The sequence below is a fragment of the Streptomyces sp. NPDC031365 genome (assembly GCF_055569765.1).
In genome coordinates, this window is the sequence record NZ_JBVIIM010000005.1 from 364981 (window position 1) to 386451 (window position 21471).

The following is a 21471-nucleotide window of genomic DNA, read 5'->3' on the forward strand; positions in this document are numbered from 1 at the left end:
TCTTCATCCCGGGATCAGGCCCTCGTCGGAGAGCAGTTCCCGCACCTGTGTGAGGCTGGTGTCCGCATCGGGCAGCACCAGGTCGGAGGGCGTGATCGTCTCGTCCGGCAGTGGTGTGCCGAGGCTGCGTACCGCGTCCAGCAGGGCTGACAGGGCGGTGGTGAACGCGGCCTCGTCGCCCGCGTCGGCGGCCGACTGCAGCGGGGCGTCCAGCTCGTTGAGACGGTCGAGGTGCTCTTCGGCGATCTCGTACTGGCCCTCGCCGAGAATCCGCATGATCATGACGTTGTCTCCTGTTCCGGCGGTGCCTGCCGGGTCCCGCCGCCCTCCAGGGCCGGCGGCGCGGCGGACGCCGGGAGCTCCGCCTTCATCCGGGCCAGTTCCTTGTCCACGTCGCTGCCGGCGGTGACGCGCTCGAGTTCGGCCTGGATGTCGTCGCGGCCGGCGGGCAGGGTGGCGTCCTCCAGCGCGCCGGAGGCGAGCAGTTCGTCCAGTGCGCCGGCGCGGGCCTGCATCTGCTCGGTCTTGTCCTGGGCCCGCTGCATGGCCAGGCCGACATCGCCCATCTCCTCCCCGATGCCGGTGACGGCCTCGGTGATACGGGTCTGGGCCTCGGCCGCGGTGTAGGTGGCCTTGATGGTCTCCTTGCGAGTACGGAACGCGTCCACCTTCGCCTGCAGGCGCTGCGAGGCGAGAGTGAGCTTCTCCTCCTGGTCCTGCAACGATGACTGCTGGGTCTCAAGGTCGGTGACCTGCGAGGCCACGGCGGTGCGCCGGGTCAGGGCCTCGCGGGCGAGGTCCTCACGTCCGGCGGCCAGCGCCTGCCGGGCCTGTCCCTCCAGCTTGCCGCCGGACTGCTGCAACTGGCTGATCTGCAGCTCGATGCGTTTGCGGCTGGTGGCCACGTCCGCCACACCGCGTTGTACCTTCCGCAGCATCTCCTGCTGCTGAGCATAGGAGTAGTCCAGCACCTCACGGGGGTCCTCGGCCTTGTCCAGCGCCTTGTTCGCCTTGATCCGGAACAGGGCGGCTATGCGGTGAGCAATGCTGCTCATAGCGGCCTTCTCTCGACGGGAGTGAGCAATCAGCCAGGCCATGCGTGCCATGCCGGCGGACATCCCCAGGTTCTGGTGCCGTGGTCCGGGCCGCAACCTCGGCCCTTGCGTACCCACGCCCTTCCCTGCGGGCCGGTGAAGGCACGGGCCGCACGCTCGGCCTGGGACCATCCTCGCCTCGCGACGCCCATGGAGGGCAGGGCCCGACCGGCCCACCCCGGGGGGCCGGTCGGACCTTGTGCCGGTCCACGCCCGAGGAGCAGGCTCGACAACGCCGACCGGTACCACCCGGCACAGTTGCATTCCCGGCGGCCAGCCAGCCGATCGGGCCCGAGTCTGGCGGCCGTCCTTGCCGTCGCCACCCTGCCATTGCGCACCAACGTGCGCTCACCCGTCGGCGGTGTCCGTTGCACGGGAGGTGGTGCGGGCGCAGGCTGCTTGATGACGAAGGGAGTCTTTCGATGACCCAGTACCCGCCCACAGTGGCGGTCGACCGTCCGGTCGTCGGCTCGTATCCGACCTACATCGGCGCCCAGCGCGCGGTCGACTTCCTGTCCGACAGTAAATTCGCGGTGGAACACACCGCGATCATCGGTACGGACCTGCGTATGGTCGAGACCGTCCTCGGCCGCCTCACCCGCGGCCGGGCCGCCCTGGCCGGCGTCGGCAGCGGTGCCTGGTTCGGGCTGCTGATCGGACTGTTGCTGTCGATGTTCGCCGCAGGCAACCACCACGTCCTGGTGCTGATGCTGAGCGGGCTGGCCTACGGGGCAGTTTTCGGTGCGGTCTTCGGCTTCGCCGGTCATGCTCTCAGCGGCGGCCGTCGCGACTTCTCCTCCCGCAGTCAGATCGTGGCCGCCCGTTACGACGTGGTCGCCGACGCCGAGGTCGCCGAGGAGGCCAAGAACCTGCTGATCAAACTTGCCTGGCGCGAAGAGTGACAAGAGCTACCTGTTCCCGGCCCTGCCACGCGGGCAGGATTGCGGACACCGCACTCTCTCTCGTAGGACAAGCAGAACCGCTCACGCCCTTTCGGCCGGCTCCACGTGGTCGACGGCTCTGCCGCCAGCCGTCCCGGCCCCACTCGCCGAAGAAGGACTGACCGTGCAGCACCACGCGAATCATCACGATCACGAAACGTCTGGGCCCGAGGATCCTGGCAAGGAGCGCAGTACGGCGGTTCTGGACGTGCGCGGTCTGGCCTGGGCGTCCCAGCAGAGCACCGTCGCCGCTGTGCTGCGCCGGCGGCCTGGCGTACTTCAGGTCGAGGCCAACCCGGTCGCGCAGTCGGCGACGGTGGTCTTCGATCCGCGGCGTACGTCGCTGGCCCAACTGCGCCGCTGGGTGACCGAATGCGGCTACCACTGCGCCGGCCAGTCCGTGCCGTCCCATGTCTGTGATCCGATGGCCGAGCCGGACCCTGCTGTCGAAGCCCCTGAGGACCGTCAGGGGACGCATGATGGCCATGCCGCGCCGGTGGCCGCTCCAACCGCGCCCGCGGGACATGCCGAGCACGTCGAGCACGCGGGGGCCGAGGCTCCCGCCGAGGCCGAGAGAATGCCGACGCCGCACGAGATGATGGGGCACGGCGGCCACGGAGCCATGTCGATGGCGTCGATGGTGGCCGACATGCGCAACCGCTTCCTGGTGGCGCTGCTCTTCTCGATCCCCATCGTCATCTGGTCACCGATCGGCGAGGACGTCCTCGGACTGGACGTCCCTGTGCCCTTCGGACTGCGCCAGGATGTCTGGGCGCTGCTGCTGAGCCTGCCGGTGATCTTCTACTCGTGCTCGATCTTCTTCGACGGCGCGGTGCGGGCCCTGCGTGCCCGCACCCTGGACATGATGGTGCTGGTCGCGGTCGCCGTCGGCTCCGGCTGGACGTACTCGCTGATCATCACGCTCACCGGGGGCGGCGACGTCTTCTACGAGGCGGCCACCGTGCTGGCCTCGTTCGTGCTGCTCGGCCACTGGTTCGAGATGCGCGCCCGGGGCGGCGCCAACGACGCCATCCGCACCCTGCTCGACCTGGCCCCGCCCAAGGCACTCGTCGTGCGGGGCGGAGAGCCGGTGGAGGTACCCACCGCCGAGGTCGTGGTCGGCGATCTGCTGCTGGTCCGGCCCGGAGCCAAGATCGCTGTCGACGGACTCGTGGAGGCGGGCGAGAGCGACGTCGACGAGTCGATGGTCACCGGGGAGAGCCTGCCGGTGCACAAAGCCCCCGACTCGCAGGTCATCGGCGCGACCATCAACGCCAACGGCACGCTCCGCGTGCGCGCCACCAAGGTCGGCGCCGACACCGCCCTGGCCCAGATCGTCAAGCTCGTCCAGGAAGCCCAGAACTCCAAGGCACCGGGCCAACGGCTCGCCGACCGGGCCGCGTTCTGGCTGGTCTTCGTCGCCCTGATCGGCGGCGCCGCGACGCTGGCCGTCTGGCTGCTGGCCACCGACCGCTCGCTGGGCACCGCGATGCTGTTCGCCATCACCGTCGTCGTCATCACCTGCCCGGACGCCCTGGGTCTGGCCACCCCTACGGCCATCATGGTCGGCACCGGACTGGGCGCCCGGCGCGGGGTCCTGTTCAAGAACGCCGTCGCCCTGGAGGCATCGGCCGGCATCCAGACCGTGGTCATGGACAAGACCGGCACCCTGACCAAGGGCGAGCCGGAGGTGACCGATCTGATCACCGCCCCGGGAACGGACGAGGACCAACTGCTGCGGCTGGTCGCGGCGGTGGAGCGCGAGTCCGAGCACCCGCTGGCCGAAGCCGTCGTGCGGTACGCCGAGAGCCGGGCCGTGGCGGCAGTGAGCGCGCAGCACTTCGAGAACGTCCCCGGCCACGGTGCGAGCGCGACCGTCGACGGCCACCGGGTCGCGGTCGGCAACCGCAGACTGGCCATGCGCGAAGGCGTCGACCTCGGCCAACTGGCCGCCCAACGCGAGGCGCTGGCCGCCACCGGCCGTACCGTCGTCATCGCCGCCGTCGACGGACAGGCGGCGGGCCTGATCGGCATCGCGGACGCGCCCCGGGAGACCTCGGCCGCCGCCGTGGCCGAACTGCACGCCCTCGGCGTCGAAGTGGTCATGCTCACCGGCGACAACCAGGCGACCGCCGAGCGGATCGCGGACCGTCTGGGCATCGACACCGTCATCGCCGAGGTCCTGCCCGGGGACAAGGCGGCCAAGGTGGCCGAACTGCAGCGGGGCGGCCGCAAGGTGGCCATGGTCGGCGACGGCGTGAACGACGCCCCGGCTCTCGCCCAGGCGGACCTCGGCATCGCCATCGGCGCCGGCACGGACGTGGCCATCGAGACCGCCGACCTCGTCCTGATGCGCTCCGACCCCCTCGACGTGCCGACCGCGCTGCGCATCGGCCGCGGCACCCTGCGCAAGATGCGGCAGAACCTCGGCTGGGCCATCGGCTACAACGCCATCGCGCTGCCGATCGCCGCAGGCGTCTTCGAGCCCGCCCTCGGCCTGGTGCTGCGGCCGGAGATCGCCGCGCTGTCCATGTCCGGGTCCAGCATCATCGTCGCCGTCAACGCCCTCGCCCTCAAACGCCTCCACCTGCCCGGCGCGGCACCGTCGCCCGCCGACCAGCCCCCCAGCGCCACGGCCGCCCCCGTCACTGGCGAGAGCGCTGGGCCCGACACCGGCCGCCGCGCCGCCTGACCTCCGACACCGCAGGGCCGTGGACAGCCTGCCCGCTACGCCGAACGGCGCACACCAGCCTGATGACAACCAGCAATACAGGAGAAGACCATGGCGACGAAGGCCACCGACCCCGTCTGCGGCATGACGGTTGAGGAATCCCCCACCACGCCCCGTATCAGCTACCAGGGGCGGACCTACCTGTTCTGCAGCACGCCTGCAAGGCGCGATTCACCGCAGACCCGGACCGATACACGGAGAACCAGTGAAGCCGAGCCGGCGAAGTGGACCGTGATCGGCATGGACGTGCAGCGTGCGGCGCCCTTCAAGAGCGGATCGGCATGCGCTGGCGCCGGGTCATAAACGCTGCCCAGGTCGGGGCGAACGGAGGAGACGATGGTGAGCGGCCTCGCTCGCCGACCGGCCGCGACGCCACGCCCCACCGCGTGAGCGTCGGAGCAGAGCCTGGTGCCGGTGTCCCTGCCGGCCCGGCCGGTACGGCGGCAGCTGCGCACGGGCGGTGGTTGCTGGGGACCGTCTGTCTCGCGTGGTTCCTGGTGCTGCTCGACGACACCGCAGCGGCCATCGCGCTGCCTTCGCTCGGGCGTGATCTTGGTCTTGGCCTGGCGGGGCTGGAGTGGGTGGTCAACATCTACACGCTCTCCTTCGCGGTGCTCACCCTGTGGGGCGGCATGCTCGCCGACCGGCTCGGCGCGCGACCGGTATTCCTCGCCGGGCTGGCGGCGTTCGTGGCCTTCTCACTGGCCTCCGGCCTGGCGCCGACCGGCGGCGCACTGATCGGCATGCGTGCCGGGCAGGGCGCCGGGGCCGCGCTGATGGGACCGGCCGCGCTCGCCCTGCTGTGCACCTCATTCACCGGACCGCGCCAAGGAATGGCTCTGGGCGTGTGGTCCGGCGTCGGCGCCACCGCACTGGCCATCGGCCCCCTGCTGGGCGCAGTCCTCACCGACGCCTTCGGCTGGCGGTCGCCGCCCGCATCGTGCTCCCGAGGCCCCAACTGCCACCCCGCCACGGGCGGATGGACATCACAGGCGGGCTCGCCTGGGCCGTCGGCCTCTCGGCGGTCGTGTTCGGCCTCACCCAGGCCAACACCTACGGGTGGACATCGCCGACGCTGTGGGCCGTACTGGGCGCCGCCGTGATCGGCTTCACACTCTTCGTCGTGATCGAACGCCGCACCGCCCAGCCCCTGCTGGACCGGGCGCTGCTCCGGCTGCCCAACTTCCTGGCCGGCAACATCCTCGGCCTTGTGAGCCTGGCCGTCATGTGCAGTCTGTTCTTCTTCCTCTCCCTGTACCTCCAGTTCGCGAGCGGATTCTCGCCGGTGCGGGCAGGGCTCGCCCTGCTGCCGCTGACCCTCCTCATTGCCGTGGTGGCACCCGTGACCGGGTGGCTGGTCTCCCGCGTCGGCGCCCGCACCTTCATCGCCGGCGGCATGGCGCTGACGGCCGTCGGGCTTCTCGTGCTGGCCGGAATCGACGCGGGATGGCGAGCGTGGCAACTGCTCCCCGGTCTCCTGATCACCGGCGTGGGTATCGGGCTGACCACTACGCCGATCACCACGGCCGCGATGGGCGACGTTCCGCCGGAACGCACCGGCATCGCGAGCGGCACCCTGAACGCCTCGCGCATGGTGGGACTGTCGCTGGGGATCGCAATCATGGGCGCCATCGTGGCGGCCCAATGGCCAGGCGACCTGGCCGACTCCGGTGTCGATCCCGAGGCGTTCACCGACGGCATTGCCCTGGGCTTCCAGGTCAACGCCGGGATCGCGCTGGCCGCCGCCGTGCTGGCAGTCGCTGCGATCCGCCCAGGGACCCGACGCCAGCGACAACCACCCTCGGCGACGGCGGCTGGGACTTCTGGGTCGCCACTGCCACCCCCGGTCAAACCGCCTCGTCGGCGTTCCGCGGAATGAATGTGGGCCTGGCTCTCCACAGGGAGACGAGGGTGAGCAGCGTCATGACAACCGTGTCTGCGGTTGGGAGCAGGAGGGCGGGTGAGCGAGGCTCCCGCGATCGCGTATGCGCAGTGCGGGGCAGCACGCCGAGTGCCGTCGCCGCTGTGAACGGCAAGAGGCACACTCCAGAGAAGGCTGCGGCGAGTTGACCGCACTCCCGCGCACCCCGGGGCTCCCATTCGCCCAGCAGAGCGGAACCCAGTACTAAATTACTTAGCACTTCGCGGCTACTGTTTCCCCATGACCGATCCGCACGCCCCGGGGCTGCCCTCAGCGCCGTGCCAGATACCTCTGCATGGCACGGTGCAGGGTCTTATTGACAGCGCCCTCAAGCGCCAGCTCCCATTCACCGAGCGTCTCGACTACCTGGCCTCCCGTACCGAGCTTCCAGCGCATCAGGCCGAACGACCGCTCCTGCGGATCGAGTACATCGGGCACGCCCCGCATGTCGTACACCTCGGCACCCAGCGCGTGCGCGTCCCGGAGCATCCGCCACTGCAGGGCGTTGCTCGGCCGCACCTCGCGGCGGTGGTCCGCGGACGCCCCCGTCTGGTACCAGGCCCGACGCCCCGCCACGATCAGCGTGTGCGCGGCGAGCACCTCCCCGTTGTGCCACGCCAGGTACAGCCGCATGCGGCCGGGCGCCTCCGCGTTGAGCTCCTGATACTGGCGCTGGAAGTACTCCAGCGAGCGTCCGAGCCGGAAACCGTCGCGCTGCTCGGTGAGGTGCAGCAGCCGGTAGAACTCCGGCAGATAGTCGGCCGTACCGACGCAGGGCTCGACGTCGGCCTTCGCCGCCTTCTTTATGTTGCGTCGCCACTCCTGGTTCAGCCCGGCCCACAGGTCGTCGAGGCTGCGGCCGGCGAGCGGCACCTCGAAGAGGTAGCGGGGCTGTGCGTCGCCGGAGTCCCCCTCCTCTCCGCAGCGCCGCCAGCCGGCCGCACGCAGCCGGTCCGCGACGGCCGCGCCGACCGGGTCGACGAGGTCCGGCAGCACGTCCCCGACACGGCGGCCGGGACCGACCGCCTCCTTGAGCGTCGCGGCGTTCCAGCGGCGGTACGGCAGCGGCGGCCCCATCCTCACCGCGAAGGCGCCGGCCGACCGGAGATGGTCCAGCAGCGGCTGAAGGAGCTGCGGCAGCCGCGGGTCCGCCCAGTCCACCACCGGCCCTTCCGGCAGGTAGGCGAAGTACCGGCGGGTTCCGGGCAGTTGCCGGTACAGCACCTGTGCCGCGCCGAACTGGCGTCCGGAGCCGTCGAACCAGCCGAGCCGTTCCGCCTTCCAGCCTGCCTTCACCGCAGCCCAGGACGGGTACTGCAGGAAGCTCGCCTGTCCGGGGAGAGAGTCCAGATATCCCAGGTGCTGTTCGGCGGTCGTGGTGAGCACCTCGTAGCTGCGGGTGTGTGTGGTTTCGGACATCTGCGCCTCTGTCACGGCCATGTGGCAGGTCTCCTCGATCTGGTCCGTTCTCCTCCGCCGGGAGGGCGGCGGGACAGACCCGCCTGTCTCTTGCACGCCTGGCGGCCCCGGCCTGTGGCGGGGAATTTCACCGAGCTGCTCGACCGGCGGGGAGGACACGCGGCGTGACGGCTCAGGAACAGGCGGGAGCGGCCGCCGGGTCGGTTCCGAAGTCCCGTTCGACGCCCCGGCTGCGCGGCGGGGCGGTGATGATGCTGGGTTCCCTGGCGTCGCGGGCCACCGGGTTCGTCCGCGGTGCGGTCGTGGTCGCCGCACTGGGTACGGCGCTGCTCGGCGACGCCTACAACGTCGCCAACACGGTGCCCAACATCGTCTACATCCTGCTGATCGGCGGGGCGCTGAACTCGGTGTTCGTGCCGGAGCTGGTGCGGGCGGCGAAGGAGCACGCGGACGGCGGGGCCGCGTACACCGACCGGCTGCTCACGCTCTGTCTGGCCGCCCTGACCGCGATCACCACGGCGGCGGTTCTCGCCGCGCCCTGGATCGTCTCCGCGTACACGGACTACTCGGGCGCGCAGCGCGACCTGACCGTGGCGCTCGCCCGTTACTGCCTGCCGCAGATCTTCTTCTACGGCGTGTTCACCGTGCTCGGTCAGGTCCTCAACGCCCGTGACCGGTTCGGGGCGATGATGTGGACTCCGGTCCTCAACAACATCACCGTGATCGCGGTGTTCGGGCTGTATCTGGTGATCGCCCGTACCGCGAGCACGGCGGGCGAGGTCACGGACGGCCAGCTGCTCCTGCTCGGCCTGGGCAGTACGGCGGGCATCGCTGTCCAGGCGCTGGCGCTGCTGCCGTCGCTGCGGGCGGCCGGGTTCAGGTGGCGGCCGCGGTTCGACTGGCGCGGATCGGGTCTCGGGCGGCCGGTCCGGGCCGCCGTGTGGACGCTGCTGCTGGTCCTGGTCAACCAGGTCGCGTACTGGGTGGTGACCCGGCTGTCCACCTCCGCCGGGGCGCGCGCCGTCGCCGAGGGCGTCACGGAAGGCGTCGGCTACACCGCGTACAGCAGCGCCTATCAGCTGTGGGTGGTGCCGCAGGGCATCATCACCGTCTCCCTGGTCACCGCGCTGCTGCCACGGATGAGCCGGGCCGCCACCGACGGGGACCTGACGCAGGTGAGCGCCGGCCTGTCCCGGACCCTGCGCACGACAGCGGTGGCGATCGTGCCCGCCGTGTTCCTCTTCCTGGTGCTCGCGCCTCAACTCGCCGGGCTCGCCTACCAGTACGGGCAGGTCAGCGACGCCGATGCCCGAGCGATCGGCTGGGTGCTGGCGGCGTTCGCGCCTGGGCTGGCGGCCTTCTCCGCGCAGTACGTGCTCTCGCGCGGCTTCTACGCACTCGGCGACACCCGTACGCCGTTCCTGCTGACCCTCGTCATCGCCGCCGTCAACGCGGGACTGTCCGCGGCCTCGTACGTCCTGCTGCCCGCGCGCTGGGCGGTCACCGGCATCGCGGCCGCTTATGCGATCGCCTGTACGGCGGGCCTGTGCTGCACCGCGCTCGTGCTGCGCCGCAGGCTGGGCCGTCCCCTGGACAGGGCACTCGGCACGCACCTGCGCCTCGGCGTCGCCTGCCTGCCGGGCGCCGCCCTGGCGTACGCGGTGAGCGGCTGGTTGACGGAGCGGCTGGGCGGCGGCCTCACGGGGGACGCCTCGGGCCTGGTGCTCGGCGCCGCCGTCATCGGCCTGTCGGTCGTGGTGTTGGCGCGTCCGCTGCGCATCCCCGAGGTCGGCGAGCTCGTTGCTCCGCTGACCCGCCGTTTTGGAGCGAGTGGCCGTCACAGGAGGGGGCGATGACGGAGAGCCAGGGGCAACCACCGGACGCACGTAGGGACTTCGAGCGCTTCTACACCGAGAGCGTGAAGCGGCTCGTCACCGTCGTGTATGCGGTGACGGGCGACCTCGGCGAGGCGGAGGACGCGGTCCAGGAGGCGTACGCCAGGGCCTGGCCGCGGTGGGAGCAGCTGGTCGCGGAAGGGGATCCGACGCCGTGGGTGCGTACGGTCGCCCTGCGCCTGGCGGTCAGCTCCTGGCGCAGGACCCGCAACCGGATCCTCGCTCACTTCCGGCACGGTCCGCCGCCCGATCTACCCGGCCTCGCACCCGACCACGTCGCCCTGGTCGCCGCCCTGCGTCGCCTCAACCCCGAACAGCGGCGCGCGGTGGTCCTGCACCATCTCCTCGACCTCCCGGTGGAGGAGGTCGCCCGCCAGACCGGGTCGACCAGCACGGCGGTACGCTCACGGCTCATGCGGGCCCGCCGCGTTCTCAGCGCCCATCTCACCGACTCGCCGGACACGCCGACGGCACGAACAGGCCGTACAGCGACCGCCGCACAACCCCGGCAGGAGGTCCTCCCTCATGAGTGACGGAACCCACCGTCCCCCGCAGGACGACCTCGGCACGCTGCTCCACGGCTACGCCGACGACGCCGAGCCTCTCATCACCGTGAGCGGGGGCGTCACCGAAGTACACGAGCGGGTGCGCCGCCACCGGACCCGCCGCCGGCTGGCGGTCACCACGGCGGGCTGCGCCGCCCTGCTCTCCCTCGGCCTCTGGGGCCTCACGTCCCTGCCCGGCAGCGCGCCGGGCGACCGTCCCGAGCGGACCAACCCAGGTCTGGTCTCGGCCGCCTCGATCCTGCCCTCACCGGACAGCGGTGGTGGTCTCCCGCGTACGGATTTGTTGTCCCCGTCCGCGCTGCCCTGGAACGCCGGCTATCACTGGCGCACCACAACCACAGGTAACGGTGCCACCACTCCCCTGCCCACCGGCGGGGCGGGTGACTGCGCTCTGCAGTGGTTCGCCGGGACCGGCACCAAGGACCAGATCGCTCGTACGTACAGAGGAGCCAGCGGAGCGACGGCACAGCACCGCATCGCGGCGTACGCGGAGAACTCCGCCGCCCAGCGCGCCGTAAGACAGCTGGCCGACGCCCTGCACAGGTGCGGCTGGCACCAGACCCGAAGTCCCGATACGCAGGACCACGGCTCGACGGCGCCCGCGCTCTACGAATACGTCCTGGCGAACGGGTCGGGAGCCCCGCTACGCGTGACGCTGGTCCAGTCCGACCACCGGGTCGCCGTGCTCGTCCTCGCCACCCAGCAGGCTGACGATCACGCACACGCCGATCCCCGGACAGAGCACTGCTTGGAACAGACGGTGAACTCCGCGCAGCCGCATACTCCTTCACCGTCATCGACGGGACATTGCTGATGCCGTGGTCAGCACTCCGAGCCGCGCGAATCAGCGGAACACGCCGCCCCGGCGCCGCGGCCATCACGTTCCTGGCGCCACGCATCGCGACACACCGGGCAGCATCGATCGGCGATGACCGATGTCCTGGATCGCGAGTGGCAGGCCACCGGACCGATCGGACGCAACGTCGTCAGCCGTTGACTCGGAGGGCGGCAGGTCACAGGCCGGGGGCGGCCCAGAGGGGGAACCAGCGGGTCAGGTCCTGCTCAGCAAGGGTGGCCTTGACCTGGAGTTCGAGCGGGTTGTCGCGCTTCTCGGTGGACAAGCTGCTGACCACAGCCGCCCCAGCAACCTGACCTTCACCCAGGGGATCCTCGCGTGCGTGGGTGTCGTCGGCTACTCCTCGATCGTCGCCACCACATCGATGCCGGCATGCCGCAGGGTCCGCTGCACGTTGCGGCGAGCGCCACGGACGGTGAGGGCGGCCGGCTCCGGGGCGCTCGTCACCGCGCGGAGCAAGGCGTAGGCGCACGCGAGGTCCATCCGATCGAGCTCGCTCATCTCCAGCACCCAGACGCCTGCCTGCCGCAGGCGCTGGTCGAGGAGTCGTTCCTCCAGCTCGCGCAGCACGTGTGCGTCCAGGACACCCGAGAAGGCCAGGACGACGCGCTGCCTGTCAGCCTCGGCGATCCTCACCGTCCCGGGCTGCGGCCGCGCGGGGCGTTCGTCTGCCACGGCGACCACCTCACCGGCGAGAGGGTGTGCATCCCATTCTGTCAACGACCGCGTCTGCGCGCCGGCCCTGGAGGATTGGCGCGACAGCCGCGAGAGCGAGCGTCCGGGCGGCGTGCTCTTTTCCGCGTCGGCACGCGGGAGCGTCGGTCGGTGACGCGGCGTGGACCTGGCGGAGCGCCGTCGGCCTGCGGCCATGTCCGGGCGCGTCACTCAGACGTCCTCGATGATCGAGCAGACCGTGGCCGGCTCTCCCCGCGGCCGGTCGTCGGCGGTCCGGCGGGTCTCCACCAGGGCCTGCCGCAGTGCCGGGAGATCTGTGACGGTTGCGTCGATCTCGGCGATGCGCGCGTCCAGCAGGTCACGGACGGCGTCGCACGGCGGTGTGCCGCCGCGGCGGATCTTCAGCACCTCACACACATCCTCCAGGTGCGGGCCCAGAGCGCACGCCCGGCGGATGAACGTCAGCAGATCGACGTCGTCCCAGCCGTACAGCCGATAGCTGGCCGCGCTGCGCTCCGCCTTCGGCAGCAGCCCCTTGGCCTCATAGATCCGGACGGCCTTGGGCGTGAGCCCGGCTGCTTGCGCCGCCTGCCCGATGCTCATCCCTGGCATCTCCATGCTCGCTCCTCCTCCCGTCCAGTGTTGACCTTGCCCCTGGGGCCAGGTTCTAGCCTCGCTCGCGACGAACCGAACGCGTAAACAGGGTGGTGGGCGCGATGCCGTTCCGTGAGGGCGAGGTCTATCGCTGCCCCGATGAGAACTGCGGGTGCGAGCTGACGGTCACCAAGGCCGCCCCGGCGACCTGCGGCGGCCAGCACGCCCCGACATGCTGCTGCGGCAAGACCATGATCAAGGCCGCCTAGGGCAGTCAGAGCGGCATCCTGGCCGCTCAGCGCACCCGGCGCCAGGCCGCCAGGATGCTCCGTCCTGTGGAGGAGTCCGGCGGCGCGGGCGGCGCGCACCGGCGGGACGGCCACGATGTCGCCGAGCGAGGCGACGCCACCGGTGTCGGTGCGGGCCTCATCGAGCGCGCGGCGGCGGGCGGTGGCGACGTCGGACAGGACGCGGCCGTCGACGTCGTCGGCCAGAAAACGCGACGGGCGCTGCGTCGCCCACGTCACCTCAACGCCGCCGAGGGCGAGGTCGGCTGCGATCTGCGCGTCCGCGTCACCGGGTGCGCCTGCGACGGTGGTGGGCGACGAAGCCGCCCATTCCAACGACCTTCACGAGGACGACCACCACGACGACGGCGCCGGCCCCCCAGCCCAGCCACTGCGAAGCCGCCAGCACGGAGCCGCCCAGCACCAGATGCGCGACGGCCAGCAGCGCCACGGCGCCGATGACTGCCCGGACGGTCCACCGGCGGGTCGTGCCACTTCCGTGACCGTGCTCCTTCGGGTGCGGAGCGTCTTCCTGGTCGCCTTCCTGGTCGCCTGTTCCGGGGAGAGCGCTGGGCGCTTCCGGCGGCTGTCGCCAGGTCACTGTCAGGTGGTCGCGCCCGCCGATCTTTTCGACGCGTGCGGCGATGAGATCCCGCATCCGTTGCAGATCTTCCTCGGCGGCGGCCTCGACGTGCATCACGAGCGCGTCCGGGGTGGCCCGCAAGGTCCAACGGCCCAGGCTCAGACGGACGGTCCCGTCGGTGTCGGTCCATTCGACGTGATGCACCGCGGGGGGCCTGTGCGTGTCTGTGCCGCCGCGAGCGCCCTGCCGATAGTGGGGGTGTCGGCCCATCTGCTCGGCGTGTCGGCAGAGTTGGTCGAGGTAGCGGCTCGCGCGCTCGGTCTCGACACGGGCGTCCGCGGTCAGCATGGCGTTCCTTTCCGGGCCATTCTCGGGTTCAGATCCTGGCGAGGGCGACGAGCCAGGCCCGGATGCCGTCCGGGTCGGTGGTGATGTCGATGGTGCTGGGCTCGATGGAGTCGACGCGCCATCCTTCGGCGAAGGAGGCCTCGATCTCGGCTCGCGTGAGCTTGTGCACCCGTCCCCACTCGCCGGGCTGCCGGTCGCTGAAGCACAGCATGAAGTAACGGCCGCCCGGCCGGATCGCGGCCCGCAGGCTGTCGACGTAGGTGGCGCGGTCGTCGCTGCCGAAGATGTGGAAAAGGCCGCTGTCGAGCACGGTGTCGAAGGTTTCGTGCAGGTCGGCCAGCTTCAGGGCGTCCCAGTGCAGGAACCGCGCCGTGCGGCCCCGCTCGTGAGCCTTGCCCTCCGCGGCGCGCAGGGCCCGGGAGGCGAGGTCGACGCCGGTGGCGTCCAGACCTCGGCCCGCGCACATGAGCACGTGCTCGCCTGTCCCGCAACCGGCGTCCAGCACCCGGCCCCGGATGGCACCCGCCTCGGCGAGGGCGAGGAATGCCGGTTGCGGTCGCCCAATGTCCCAGGGCGGCGGCTCGGCGTACAGGTCGTCGGGCTCCAGCGGTTCCCCGGAGCCGGGCTGGAGGTGGGGGTGATGGAGTGAGCCGGCCATGCCGGTGTCCTTCCCGTCGCGTCGGGCGCTCCGGATCGCCGTCCGAGGCCTCATGACAATGACCAGCTTTATCGAGACACGCTGTCTCTGTCAAATTCAGAGCGTCTCCATTAGCGGCGCGACGTATGACTCCAAGAGTGCCGAAGCCGGGGTACTGGGAGGAGGTGCCACATCGAGCGGGCAACCTTGAAGTCGACGGCGCAGCGTCGTCCGGACTCGCTATGATCACGCCGTGCTCACGGAACGGACGGCCACAGCCCCGCCGCGAGCCCGTACGCGGGCTCCGCAGCTGTCCCGTCTGCTGTGGCTCGCAATGTTGCTGTTCAGCCTGCTGTTCGCTCACGGACTGCATGGAGAGAGTGCCGCCGGGCACCTCGCAGCGGGCGTCACCGCGTCATTTCCCGTGGATGAAACGGAGCCTCCGGCCGACGACGAGGACCGTCAGCACGAGGACGGCGAGTTCGCGGACTCCGCGCACAACTGCGCCCCGAGCCAGCCGAATGAGGCCCTCGATGTGCCTCCGCCCGGCAACTCACCACTCGAAGTGACCGCACTCTGCCGCCTGTTGCCGCACTCCGGCACGAGGACCGGCGTCGCGGACCTGGTCACCGATTCCGTGACCGCAACGTCCGTATTGCGCATTTAGACAGACGGGGCGCACCCCGCCCTGACCGCTGTTCACGAGCGCACGTTCCAGCTCCGTGAAGGGCTTCGCACGTCCTGACACAGCCAAGCAGCGACGCACCCGCGCCCCTTCGACTGCGACTGAGCACTGCCGTGGCGCTTCTGCCTGCGATCACCTCCTTCCCGAACTTCGTGTACTACGAGTCGCCGAAAGGCCCTGCCTTGTCTCTTGTCACCGATCGCCCCGCACACCCCGTACGCTCCGCACCTCAGCCGCCCCCCTCAGGGGGCCGAGCGGCCGCTCGCCGCGCTCGCGGACGGCGGCGCGCCCGCAAGCCCGCACCGCTCGCGGGCCGCTACATCGGATACGTGCTGTACTTCGTCGGGGCTGGCCTCATCAGCGGCGCCGTGGTCCACCACCCGCTGGATCCGGCCCGGTACACGAAAATCGCCGTCATCGGCGTTCTGGTGTTCCTGGCCGCGACAGTGGTCAACGAGTTTCTTCTCGCCACCGACCGGCCCGCACTGCGGCGCGCGATCCTCGTCATCGGGGCTTCACTGCTGCTCTCGTTCGGCATCGGCATGCTCAGCGGAGGCCTGCAGCACTTCGAGGACTTCCCGGACCGCGGGGCTGTGCTCGTCCCCCTGGGGATAACGGTCTCCTTCATCGCCTTCGTACTCAAGGACGCCCACTCCTCCTGGCGCCGCATCTTCGGCCCCATGGGGCTGGCCGTCCTCCTCACCGCGACTGTCAGCTTCTTCGGGCTGCGGGCAGTGGCGGATGGCCTGGGCGAGTCGTCCGGAGAGAGCGGACACAGCCACGGGGAGGGCACGGAGACGTCCGACGAGCACGCCACCTCAGAGGAGCCCCCGGCTTCCGACACCGAATCCGCGGCACCGGAGACGAGCGCGTCAACCGACACCGAGACCGGTCACACGGAAGACGGACACAGCCACTGAGACGCGGGCCGGATAGCTTATCTACTAAGAGCCTTAGAGCCGCTCGGGTAACGTAGGCGTCACACACCCCCAACAGCGGGGGACCGGAGGGGGACATGACCGGACACAACGACGCCTACACCCCGAGCGGCATCACCAGCACCCTTCACGTCGCTTCGGACGTCAAGGAGGAAGACGGGTTCCTGTCAGGGATCTCCACCATCAGCACACTCGCGATGGCACTGGTCGCGGCCCTTGCGGTGATCCTGGTAGCAGAGCTGATATGGAGGGAGCGGCGGCAGCGCAGGCGGGAAGAGCCGTTGGAACCTACCCCTGAAACCGATCCCCATGAGGGTGACATCTCGCCGTAACCGCTCGGACGCCGACCACGGTTAATGTACTAAGAAACTTAGCGGAGTGCTGTGCAGATCTCCGTTGCGCAGTCCCATGCTGCACGGACCGACGTACGACCAGGAGCTGAACGCAAGTGTCACGAGGCAAGCCGGTATGGGCCGTGTTCGCGGCCCTTGCCGCCGCACTGCTGGCACTTCAGCTCTTCACACACACGGCTCCCATCGCAGCCGTCCACAAGCCGGAGACGACGACGTCCCAGGGCGAGGCAGTGGACTATGAGGTCTGTGACGCCATGCACTCCTCCTCTGAGGAGATGTCCGAGCACTCCCTGACCCGCGATCGCCAGCGGGCCGACGAGCACACCTCAGACGGCCCTTCCCGCAGCACCCAGATCACGGACACCAACGCGGTCGCGGCACCGTCGGCCTCGTCGCCGAACAGAGACACGCACAGCCGACAGAGACCGGCCTCAGACCTCTCACCGGCGGCGCTTCAGGTCTTCCGCTGCTGATCCAGCCCACGGGCAAGTGCCATACCGGACGGCTGAAGCCATACTCCCAGCCACCTCGCACCCTCGCACGCTCGAAGGCGTTCCGAGGCAGTTCCGCTTGCCCGCCGCAGTGACATACCGCACCTGACGAACCGACGCGCCCTCATGGCGCGCCCAGGAGGCATCTCACATGCAGCCCCTCATCGACTACGCACGGTCGTTCCGGCAACAGACCGCGGCACGGCGCGAAGAGTTCGCCCGACTCGCCGAAGGCCAAGCCCCGCAGGCCCTGTTCATCACCTGCTCCGACTCGCGGGTCATACCGTCCCTGATCACCGGGGCCCGCCCGGGCGAGCTCTTCGAACTCCGCACCGCGGGCAACATCGTGCCCCCGTACACCCTCGCTCGGCCGACCAGTGAGGCCGCGACCATCGAGTACGCGGTGGAGGTACTCGGCGTCAACGACGTGGTTGTCTGTGGCCACTCGCACTGCGGCGCGGTCGGCGCGCTCGTACGCGGCGAGGACCTCACCGCCGTACCCGCCGTCCGCGACTGGCTCGCCCACGCCGCACCACGGCCGGGAGACGCGACAGCACCGGACGACCCCACCGTCGCGGACGCGGTGCAGTCCCACGTACTGGCGCAGATTCTGAGGTTGCGCTCATACCCGTGCATCGGACCGCGGCTGGAGGCGGGCGAACTGCGCCTGCACGCCTGGTTCTACGAGATCCACACCGGCACCGTGCTGGCCCACCGGCCGCACACCGACACCTTCGTCGCGCTGTGAGCGCCCACAGGAAGGTCGCCCGTACGACGCCCACGGGCAGCCGGGGGCACGGCCGCCGCCGCAGTAACGCGGGATCTTCCGGAGCGACTCTCCGGCAGGACTTCGCCGCCTCGCTCGTCGTCTTCCTCGTCGCCCTGCCGCTGTGCGTGGGCGTCGCCGTCGCCTCCGGTGTCCCGGCCGAACTCGGCCTCGTCACCGGCATCGTGGGCGGCCTCGTCACCGGGCTGCTGCCCGGTAGCAGTCTGCAGGTCTCGGGCCCGGCCGCCGGTCTGACCGTGCTGGTCTTCGAAGCCGTACGCGAGTACGGACTGCCCGGACTCGGCGTCATCGTGCTCACCACCGGTGTACTCCAACTCCTCATGGGCGCCCTGAAGTTCGGGCGCTACTTCCGGGCCATCTCGGTCGCCGTCGTCGAGGGCATGCTGGCCGGGATCGGAGCGGTGCTGATCGCGGGCCAGCTGTACTCCATGGCGGGGGCGACGGCACCGGCCGATGGCCTGGCCAAGATCGCCGGGCTACCAGAGATGTTCGCCGACGCGGTGGGGTCGCCCGGTGCGCGGGCCGCGCTCGGCCTCGGTGCGGGCACCATCGCCGTACTCGTGCTGTGGAAGAAGCTGCCGAAGGAGATCCAGGTGGTGCCGGCGCCGCTCGCCGCGGTGGGACTCGCCACGTCCGCTTCGGTGTTCCTCGGACTGCCGGTGGCCAAGGTGGAGGTGCAGGGACTGCTCGGCGCGATACAGCCGCCGACGCCCGGTGCCTTCGGGGACCTGGTGGACGTCGGGGTGCTCAGCACCGTTCTCGCCTTCACCCTGATCGCCTCCGCCGAGAGCCTGTTCAGCGCGGCCGCGGTGGACCGGCTGCACGACGGGCCGCGCACCCAGTACGACAAGGAACTGATGGCGCAAGGTGCGGGCAACACCGTCTGCGGGCTGCTCGGCGCGCTGCCGATGACCGCGGTCATCGTGCGCAGTGCGGCGAACGTCCAGGCGGGCGCCCGCACCAAGGCATCCCGGGTCCTGCACGGCGTGTGGCTACTGCTGTTCGCGGCGCTCCTTCCGGCCGCGCTCGGGGTCATTCCGATTCCGGCGCTCGCTGGCATCCTCGTCTACTCGGGTTTCAAGCTGATCCCGGCCAAGGTGGTGAAGGCGCTGTGGCGGGATCACCGCGGTGAGGCACTGATCCTCGTCGTCACGGCGGTGTCGATCGTCGCGGTCAGCATGTTCGAGGGCGTGCTCATCGGCCTGGCCCTCGCCGTGGTCAAGACGGCGTGGGATGCCTCGCACGTCCGGCTGGAGATCATCGACAAGGGTGCCGGACCCATCCAGGCGCACCTGAAGGGCAATGCCACCTTCCTGCGGCTGCCGAAGATCCTCGACAGTCTGGAGGCGCTGCCCCAGAACCGCCCTGTCGAGGTCAACCTGTCGGGGGTGCACCACCTCGACCACGCCTGTCGCACCGCTCTGGAGAACTGGGCGGCACGGCACAGCGCGGACGGCACCGAGCCCGTCAAGGTGACATCGGCCGTCTGACAGACCGACGATGCCGCGGTACCGGGCGGATCCCGGTACCGCGGCATGGCTCGGGCCCGCCTTCGTGGACCCTGCGGAAAACTGTGACCCCGCAGGTCATTCGCCGGCCTCGGTCCGGGCCCGGAAAACGTCCCTCCTTCGTTTTGGCGACGATGGGCTCGTCACCGCGGTCGGACGGGATCCCGGCTGGTGGCTGCCGGATCGCCGGTCTCTGGCGTTCCGTGATGCGGCGACGGCACCGGATGCATGCGTCCCGGTCCGGTGGGTGGCCACAATGAGCTCGTGGACGCATGGTGACAGCGGCCCTCGGCGATGGGACGGCGGGATGAGCGACCTCGTGGAGACTGCGAGAGTACGTGGACGGCGATGGCCGCCCTTCCGGATGATCTGGGAGGAGCGCGACCGGCACCGGTGGGCGGGGCCGCTGGCAGCCGTCGGCCTCGTGTCGGGAGGGTTGCTGGCCGTCCTGGGGCTGCCTCCGGTGGATCTGCACGGCCCGCTGCACTACGCGGGCGTAATGGATCCGCCGTGTGGCGCCACCCGGGGAGTGCACGCGGCGATGCTCGGAGACATCGGCGAGGCGTGGCGCTACAACCCGCTCAGCCTCGTCCTCGTCCTGGGAGCCGCTGGAGCGCTGCTGCGTGAGGCGATCGGCCGACTGCGCGGGCGGTGGCCGAACCTCCGGGTCACGTACCGCCGGGCCGCGGTCGCGGCCGGTGTCGCCCTCCTCGCCGCGCTGGAGGCCAACCAGCAGGCGCACGCCGACCTGCTGCGCAGCGGTCCGGGCACGGCGCCGTCCGCCTGGCTGCTGCTGTCCATCACGCTGCCGCTGGCCGCAGCGGTGGTGCTCCTGACGCTGCTGCTGATCCGACGGGCCGGCCGCCGGCCTCACCCTCCGACCCCACCTTTCCGCGCGGGCGCTCGCTCCCGTACGGGTGGTCCACGTGGCTGAGACGGCGTCGGCGACCACCGTGCCACCGCTTCCGCGAACCTTTCAGTCTCCCCACGGAGGGTGTGGCGGTCGCGCACCGTGTGCCGCGGTCGGCCGCGGAAGAGCACGGCGGAGCACCTGGACCACGCCGACGAGGTCGTCGCACTCGGACCGGCAGGCAGGGCAGTGGTCGAGGTGAGCTCGGATCGGCACGTCCTCCCCCGGCTCCAGCGCCCCGAGCGCATACACCCCCAGCCATTCGCGGATCTCGTCGCATCCTGCTGTGGGATTCGGCATGCGCCATCACCCTCTCATGTCGCATCTGGCGCTCCGGGGCGCGGTCAGGTGCGGTGCCGGGGCCAGCGGCCTTGGCGACCGGGGCCTCGGCAGCGGTGACGTTCTGATGCCGGACCTGGGCGGCCTTCGGTGCGCACGGTTGGGCCCGCAGCGCGTTGATCTGCTCGTTCAGTTCCGTCTCGGCGGCGGAGGAGGTACCGGTCTTGTAGCGCCTGTCCCCTGCGGCGCACGAGCTGCCGGCCAGGCCCTTGCCATGGCCGCCGCTCATCCCGCCCCTCATGAACATTGCGCCCGGCGGGCAGAGGGCGAGCACGCGCAAGCGGCATGGCCACCACGTGCCGACCCGGCTCGACCAGTGGTACGGCGACAGCGCAGGCGCCGCGACCGATGAAAGCTCTGTTGTCCGGGCACATGGAGCTCCTCACCTCCATCGGCCGCTCAAGCTCCCCGTGAGCTCGTAGGGCACCGTCACGAGGTGGCCTTCCAGGTGCGTATCTCCCGGTTCGTATGTTTCCGGTGCCGCTGGCCGCCCTGGGCTCCGAAGCCGCCGCCAGGGTGGACGTGCGGCATCGTCCGGATGCGTCACGACACCGACGGCCAAGCGAATAGCGACTCCGCTCTCCGCATGCTTCCGTCAGTCTCGACAGTAAAAGATTCTACTATGCACCTAAGAGATTTAGGTCACAGGCTACCGCATACCCGCTCACAACGCCCAAGAGGTCGTGGTCGTTCAGCACGGACAGACCGTCCCGGCCAGCTTCGTCGATCTAGGCCGTCAGGGACTCAGAGAACGTCAGGTCGACAGCTGGCCCGTGGCGCGCTCGCGACGACTTTCAGGGCGACGGCGAGAGCCTGATCCCCCGTTATGTTTTTCGCGGTCCTGCAAGAGGGCCGCTGGCCTCCGGGTCCGGCATGACTGTGTCCCCCTGTCGAACGGATGACCTGGGGGGTG

At 70.4% G+C, this 21471-nt stretch carries 24 protein-coding genes and 2 pseudogenes; 16 read left to right on the plus strand and 10 right to left on the minus strand.

The annotated features are described in order from the left end of the window. Positions 1-3: 3 nt before the first annotated feature. Positions 4-282, minus strand: a complete 279-nt coding sequence (gene pspAA / locus ACZ5C2_RS11795; RefSeq protein ID WP_189909571.1) for a PspA-associated protein PspAA — start codon at positions 280-282, stop codon at positions 4-6. Beyond that, on the minus strand, positions 279-1055 hold the full coding sequence (locus ACZ5C2_RS11800) for a PspA/IM30 family protein (RefSeq protein WP_189909572.1): 777 nt from the start codon (positions 1053-1055) through the stop codon (positions 279-281). Before ACZ5C2_RS11800 ends, pspAA begins: the two co-directional genes overlap by 4 nt. Positions 1056-1516: 461 nt before the next feature. Here ACZ5C2_RS11800 and ACZ5C2_RS11805 point away from each other — a divergent pair, with 461 nt between their 5' ends. The 5 genes from ACZ5C2_RS11805 to ACZ5C2_RS11825 all read left to right on the plus strand — a co-directional run bounded on the left by ACZ5C2_RS11805 (position 1517) and on the right by ACZ5C2_RS11825 (position 6645). After that, complete coding sequence (locus ACZ5C2_RS11805; protein WP_189909573.1) at positions 1517-1996, plus strand: general stress protein; 480 nt, start codon at positions 1517-1519, stop codon at positions 1994-1996. Between the two features lie 163 nt (positions 1997-2159). Then, positions 2160-4727 carry a heavy metal translocating P-type ATPase gene (locus ACZ5C2_RS11810; protein WP_189909574.1) on the plus strand — a complete coding sequence of 856 codons (2568 nt, stop codon included), beginning with the start codon at positions 2160-2162 and terminating at the stop codon, positions 4725-4727. A 90-nt stretch (positions 4728-4817) separates the two neighbouring features. Continuing rightward, positions 4818-5069 (plus strand): YHS domain-containing protein, encoded by a 252-nt coding sequence (locus ACZ5C2_RS11815; protein ID WP_189909575.1) that lies wholly within the window; start codon positions 4818-4820, stop codon positions 5067-5069. Between the two features lie 83 nt (positions 5070-5152). Continuing rightward, on the plus strand, positions 5153-5869 hold the full coding sequence (locus tag ACZ5C2_RS11820) for an MFS transporter (protein ID WP_466408022.1): 717 nt from the start codon (positions 5153-5155) through the stop codon (positions 5867-5869). After that, positions 5752-6645 (plus strand): MFS transporter, encoded by an 894-nt coding sequence (locus ACZ5C2_RS11825; protein ID WP_266404477.1) that lies wholly within the window; start codon positions 5752-5754, stop codon positions 6643-6645. Before ACZ5C2_RS11820 ends, ACZ5C2_RS11825 begins: the two co-directional genes overlap by 118 nt. A gap of 312 nt (positions 6646-6957) precedes the next feature. On the opposite strand, the gene ACZ5C2_RS11830 is transcribed toward ACZ5C2_RS11825, so the two are convergent. Further along, entirely contained in the window at positions 6958-8127 is a 1170-nt protein-coding gene (locus tag ACZ5C2_RS11830; protein ID WP_281402953.1) for a lipid II:glycine glycyltransferase FemX, read from the minus strand. Between the two features lie 143 nt (positions 8128-8270). Between ACZ5C2_RS11830 and murJ the strand changes: the two genes are divergently transcribed. The 3 genes from murJ to ACZ5C2_RS11845 are packed head-to-tail and all read left to right on the plus strand — an operon-like array spanning position 8271 to position 11381. Beyond that, positions 8271-9962 (plus strand): murein biosynthesis integral membrane protein MurJ, encoded by a 1692-nt coding sequence (gene murJ / locus ACZ5C2_RS11835; RefSeq protein ID WP_189909576.1) that lies wholly within the window; start codon positions 8271-8273, stop codon positions 9960-9962. Beyond that, positions 9959-10534, plus strand: coding sequence for a SigE family RNA polymerase sigma factor (locus tag ACZ5C2_RS11840; RefSeq protein ID WP_062641132.1), 576 nt, complete (start codon positions 9959-9961; stop codon positions 10532-10534). The genes murJ and ACZ5C2_RS11840 overlap by 4 nt, the downstream gene beginning before the upstream one ends. Then, positions 10527-11381, plus strand: coding sequence for a hypothetical protein (locus tag ACZ5C2_RS11845; RefSeq protein WP_189909577.1), 855 nt, complete (start codon positions 10527-10529; stop codon positions 11379-11381). Before ACZ5C2_RS11840 ends, ACZ5C2_RS11845 begins: the two co-directional genes overlap by 8 nt. A 199-nt stretch (positions 11382-11580) precedes the next feature. On the opposite strand, the pseudogene pspAB reads toward ACZ5C2_RS11845, so the two are convergent. From pspAB to ACZ5C2_RS11860, 3 genes and pseudogenes are all read right to left on the minus strand, one after another. Then, positions 11581-11682 (minus strand): annotated as a pseudogene (gene pspAB, locus ACZ5C2_RS11850) (PspA-associated protein PspAB); the annotation flags it as partial. 77 nt (positions 11683-11759) lie between these two features. Next, the gene (locus ACZ5C2_RS11855) at positions 11760-12098 is read right to left on the minus strand and encodes an STAS domain-containing protein (RefSeq protein ID WP_246531973.1); all 339 of its coding nucleotides are present in this window, start codon (positions 12096-12098) and stop codon (positions 11760-11762) included. A 210-nt stretch (positions 12099-12308) separates the two neighbouring features. Then, on the minus strand, positions 12309-12716 hold the full coding sequence (locus ACZ5C2_RS11860; protein ID WP_189909578.1) for a MerR family DNA-binding protein: 408 nt from the start codon (positions 12714-12716) through the stop codon (positions 12309-12311). Positions 12717-12814: 98 nt separating this feature from the next. Between ACZ5C2_RS11860 and ACZ5C2_RS11865 the strand changes: the two genes are divergently transcribed. Then, positions 12815-12961, plus strand: coding sequence for a hypothetical protein (locus ACZ5C2_RS11865; protein WP_266404526.1), 147 nt, complete (start codon positions 12815-12817; stop codon positions 12959-12961). Between the two features lie 69 nt (positions 12962-13030). On the opposite strand, the pseudogene ACZ5C2_RS11870 reads toward ACZ5C2_RS11865, so the two are convergent. From ACZ5C2_RS11870 to ACZ5C2_RS11880, 3 genes and pseudogenes are all read right to left on the minus strand, one after another. Next, a pseudogene (locus ACZ5C2_RS11870) lies at positions 13031-13270 on the minus strand (pyridine nucleotide-disulfide oxidoreductase); the annotation flags it as partial. After that, a complete protein-coding gene (locus ACZ5C2_RS11875; protein WP_220451490.1) occupies positions 13266-13910 on the minus strand; it encodes a DUF2218 domain-containing protein in 645 nt (214 codons plus the stop codon). The pseudogene ACZ5C2_RS11870 and the gene ACZ5C2_RS11875, both read right to left, overlap by 5 nt. Positions 13911-13938: 28 nt before the next feature. Further along, positions 13939-14568: a class I SAM-dependent methyltransferase gene (locus ACZ5C2_RS11880; RefSeq protein ID WP_189909579.1), complete on the minus strand. Its 630-nt coding sequence runs from the start codon at positions 14566-14568 to the stop codon at positions 13939-13941. 232 nt (positions 14569-14800) lie between these two features. Between ACZ5C2_RS11880 and ACZ5C2_RS11885 the strand changes: the two genes are divergently transcribed. The 7 genes from ACZ5C2_RS11885 (at position 14801) to ACZ5C2_RS11915 (ending at position 20243) form a co-directional block, all read left to right on the plus strand. Then, positions 14801-15214 (plus strand): hypothetical protein, encoded by a 414-nt coding sequence (locus tag ACZ5C2_RS11885; protein ID WP_450622018.1) that lies wholly within the window; start codon positions 14801-14803, stop codon positions 15212-15214. Positions 15215-15561: 347 nt separating this feature from the next. Then, complete coding sequence (locus ACZ5C2_RS11890; protein WP_189909581.1) at positions 15562-16152, plus strand: hypothetical protein; 591 nt, start codon at positions 15562-15564, stop codon at positions 16150-16152. A 95-nt stretch (positions 16153-16247) separates the two neighbouring features. Continuing rightward, positions 16248-16502, plus strand: coding sequence for a hypothetical protein (locus ACZ5C2_RS11895; protein WP_189909582.1), 255 nt, complete (start codon positions 16248-16250; stop codon positions 16500-16502). A gap of 116 nt (positions 16503-16618) precedes the next feature. Continuing rightward, positions 16619-16996, plus strand: a complete 378-nt coding sequence (locus tag ACZ5C2_RS11900) for a hypothetical protein (protein WP_466408028.1) — start codon at positions 16619-16621, stop codon at positions 16994-16996. 169 nt (positions 16997-17165) lie between these two features. Then, entirely contained in the window at positions 17166-17762 is a 597-nt protein-coding gene (locus ACZ5C2_RS11905) for a carbonic anhydrase (protein ID WP_189909583.1), read from the plus strand. Continuing rightward, complete coding sequence (locus ACZ5C2_RS11910; RefSeq protein WP_189909584.1) at positions 17759-19291, plus strand: SulP family inorganic anion transporter; 1533 nt, start codon at positions 17759-17761, stop codon at positions 19289-19291. The genes ACZ5C2_RS11905 and ACZ5C2_RS11910 overlap by 4 nt, the downstream gene beginning before the upstream one ends. Before the next feature lie 337 nt (positions 19292-19628). Further along, entirely contained in the window at positions 19629-20243 is a 615-nt protein-coding gene (locus tag ACZ5C2_RS11915) for a DUF2752 domain-containing protein (protein ID WP_189909585.1), read from the plus strand. Positions 20244-20285: 42 nt separating this feature from the next. Here the strand turns inward: ACZ5C2_RS11915 and ACZ5C2_RS11920 are convergent, their stop codons facing one another. Next, complete coding sequence (locus ACZ5C2_RS11920; protein ID WP_078889972.1) at positions 20286-20519, minus strand: zf-HC2 domain-containing protein; 234 nt, start codon at positions 20517-20519, stop codon at positions 20286-20288. Between the last annotated feature and the right edge of the window lie 952 nt (positions 20520-21471).

Bases quoted from the DNA above. Each gene is read 5' to 3' on its own strand.
- pspAA (WP_189909571.1), bottom strand. From the start codon at position 282: ATGATCATGCGGATTCTCGGCGAGGGCCAGTACGAGATCGCCGAAGAG.
- ACZ5C2_RS11800 (WP_189909572.1), bottom strand. From the start codon at position 1,055: ATGAGCAGCATTGCTCACCGCATAGCCGCCCTGTTCCGGATCAAGGCG.
- ACZ5C2_RS11805 (WP_189909573.1), top strand. From the start codon at position 1,517: ATGACCCAGTACCCGCCCACAGTGGCGGTCGACCGTCCGGTCGTCGGC.
- ACZ5C2_RS11815 (WP_189909575.1), top strand. From the start codon at position 4,818: ATGGCGACGAAGGCCACCGACCCCGTCTGCGGCATGACGGTTGAGGAA.
- ACZ5C2_RS11830 (WP_281402953.1), bottom strand. From the start codon at position 8,127: ATGGCCGTGACAGAGGCGCAGATGTCCGAAACCACACACACCCGCAGC.
- ACZ5C2_RS11840 (WP_062641132.1), top strand. From the start codon at position 9,959: ATGACGGAGAGCCAGGGGCAACCACCGGACGCACGTAGGGACTTCGAG.
- ACZ5C2_RS11845 (WP_189909577.1), top strand. From the start codon at position 10,527: ATGAGTGACGGAACCCACCGTCCCCCGCAGGACGACCTCGGCACGCTG.
- ACZ5C2_RS11860 (WP_189909578.1), bottom strand. From the start codon at position 12,716: ATGGAGATGCCAGGGATGAGCATCGGGCAGGCGGCGCAAGCAGCCGGG.
- ACZ5C2_RS11865 (WP_266404526.1), top strand. From the start codon at position 12,815: ATGCCGTTCCGTGAGGGCGAGGTCTATCGCTGCCCCGATGAGAACTGC.
- ACZ5C2_RS11875 (WP_220451490.1), bottom strand. From the start codon at position 13,910: ATGCTGACCGCGGACGCCCGTGTCGAGACCGAGCGCGCGAGCCGCTAC.
- ACZ5C2_RS11880 (WP_189909579.1), bottom strand. From the start codon at position 14,568: ATGGCCGGCTCACTCCATCACCCCCACCTCCAGCCCGGCTCCGGGGAA.
- ACZ5C2_RS11895 (WP_189909582.1), top strand. From the start codon at position 16,248: ATGACCGGACACAACGACGCCTACACCCCGAGCGGCATCACCAGCACC.
- ACZ5C2_RS11905 (WP_189909583.1), top strand. From the start codon at position 17,166: ATGCAGCCCCTCATCGACTACGCACGGTCGTTCCGGCAACAGACCGCG.
- ACZ5C2_RS11920 (WP_078889972.1), bottom strand. From the start codon at position 20,519: ATGCCGAATCCCACAGCAGGATGCGACGAGATCCGCGAATGGCTGGGG.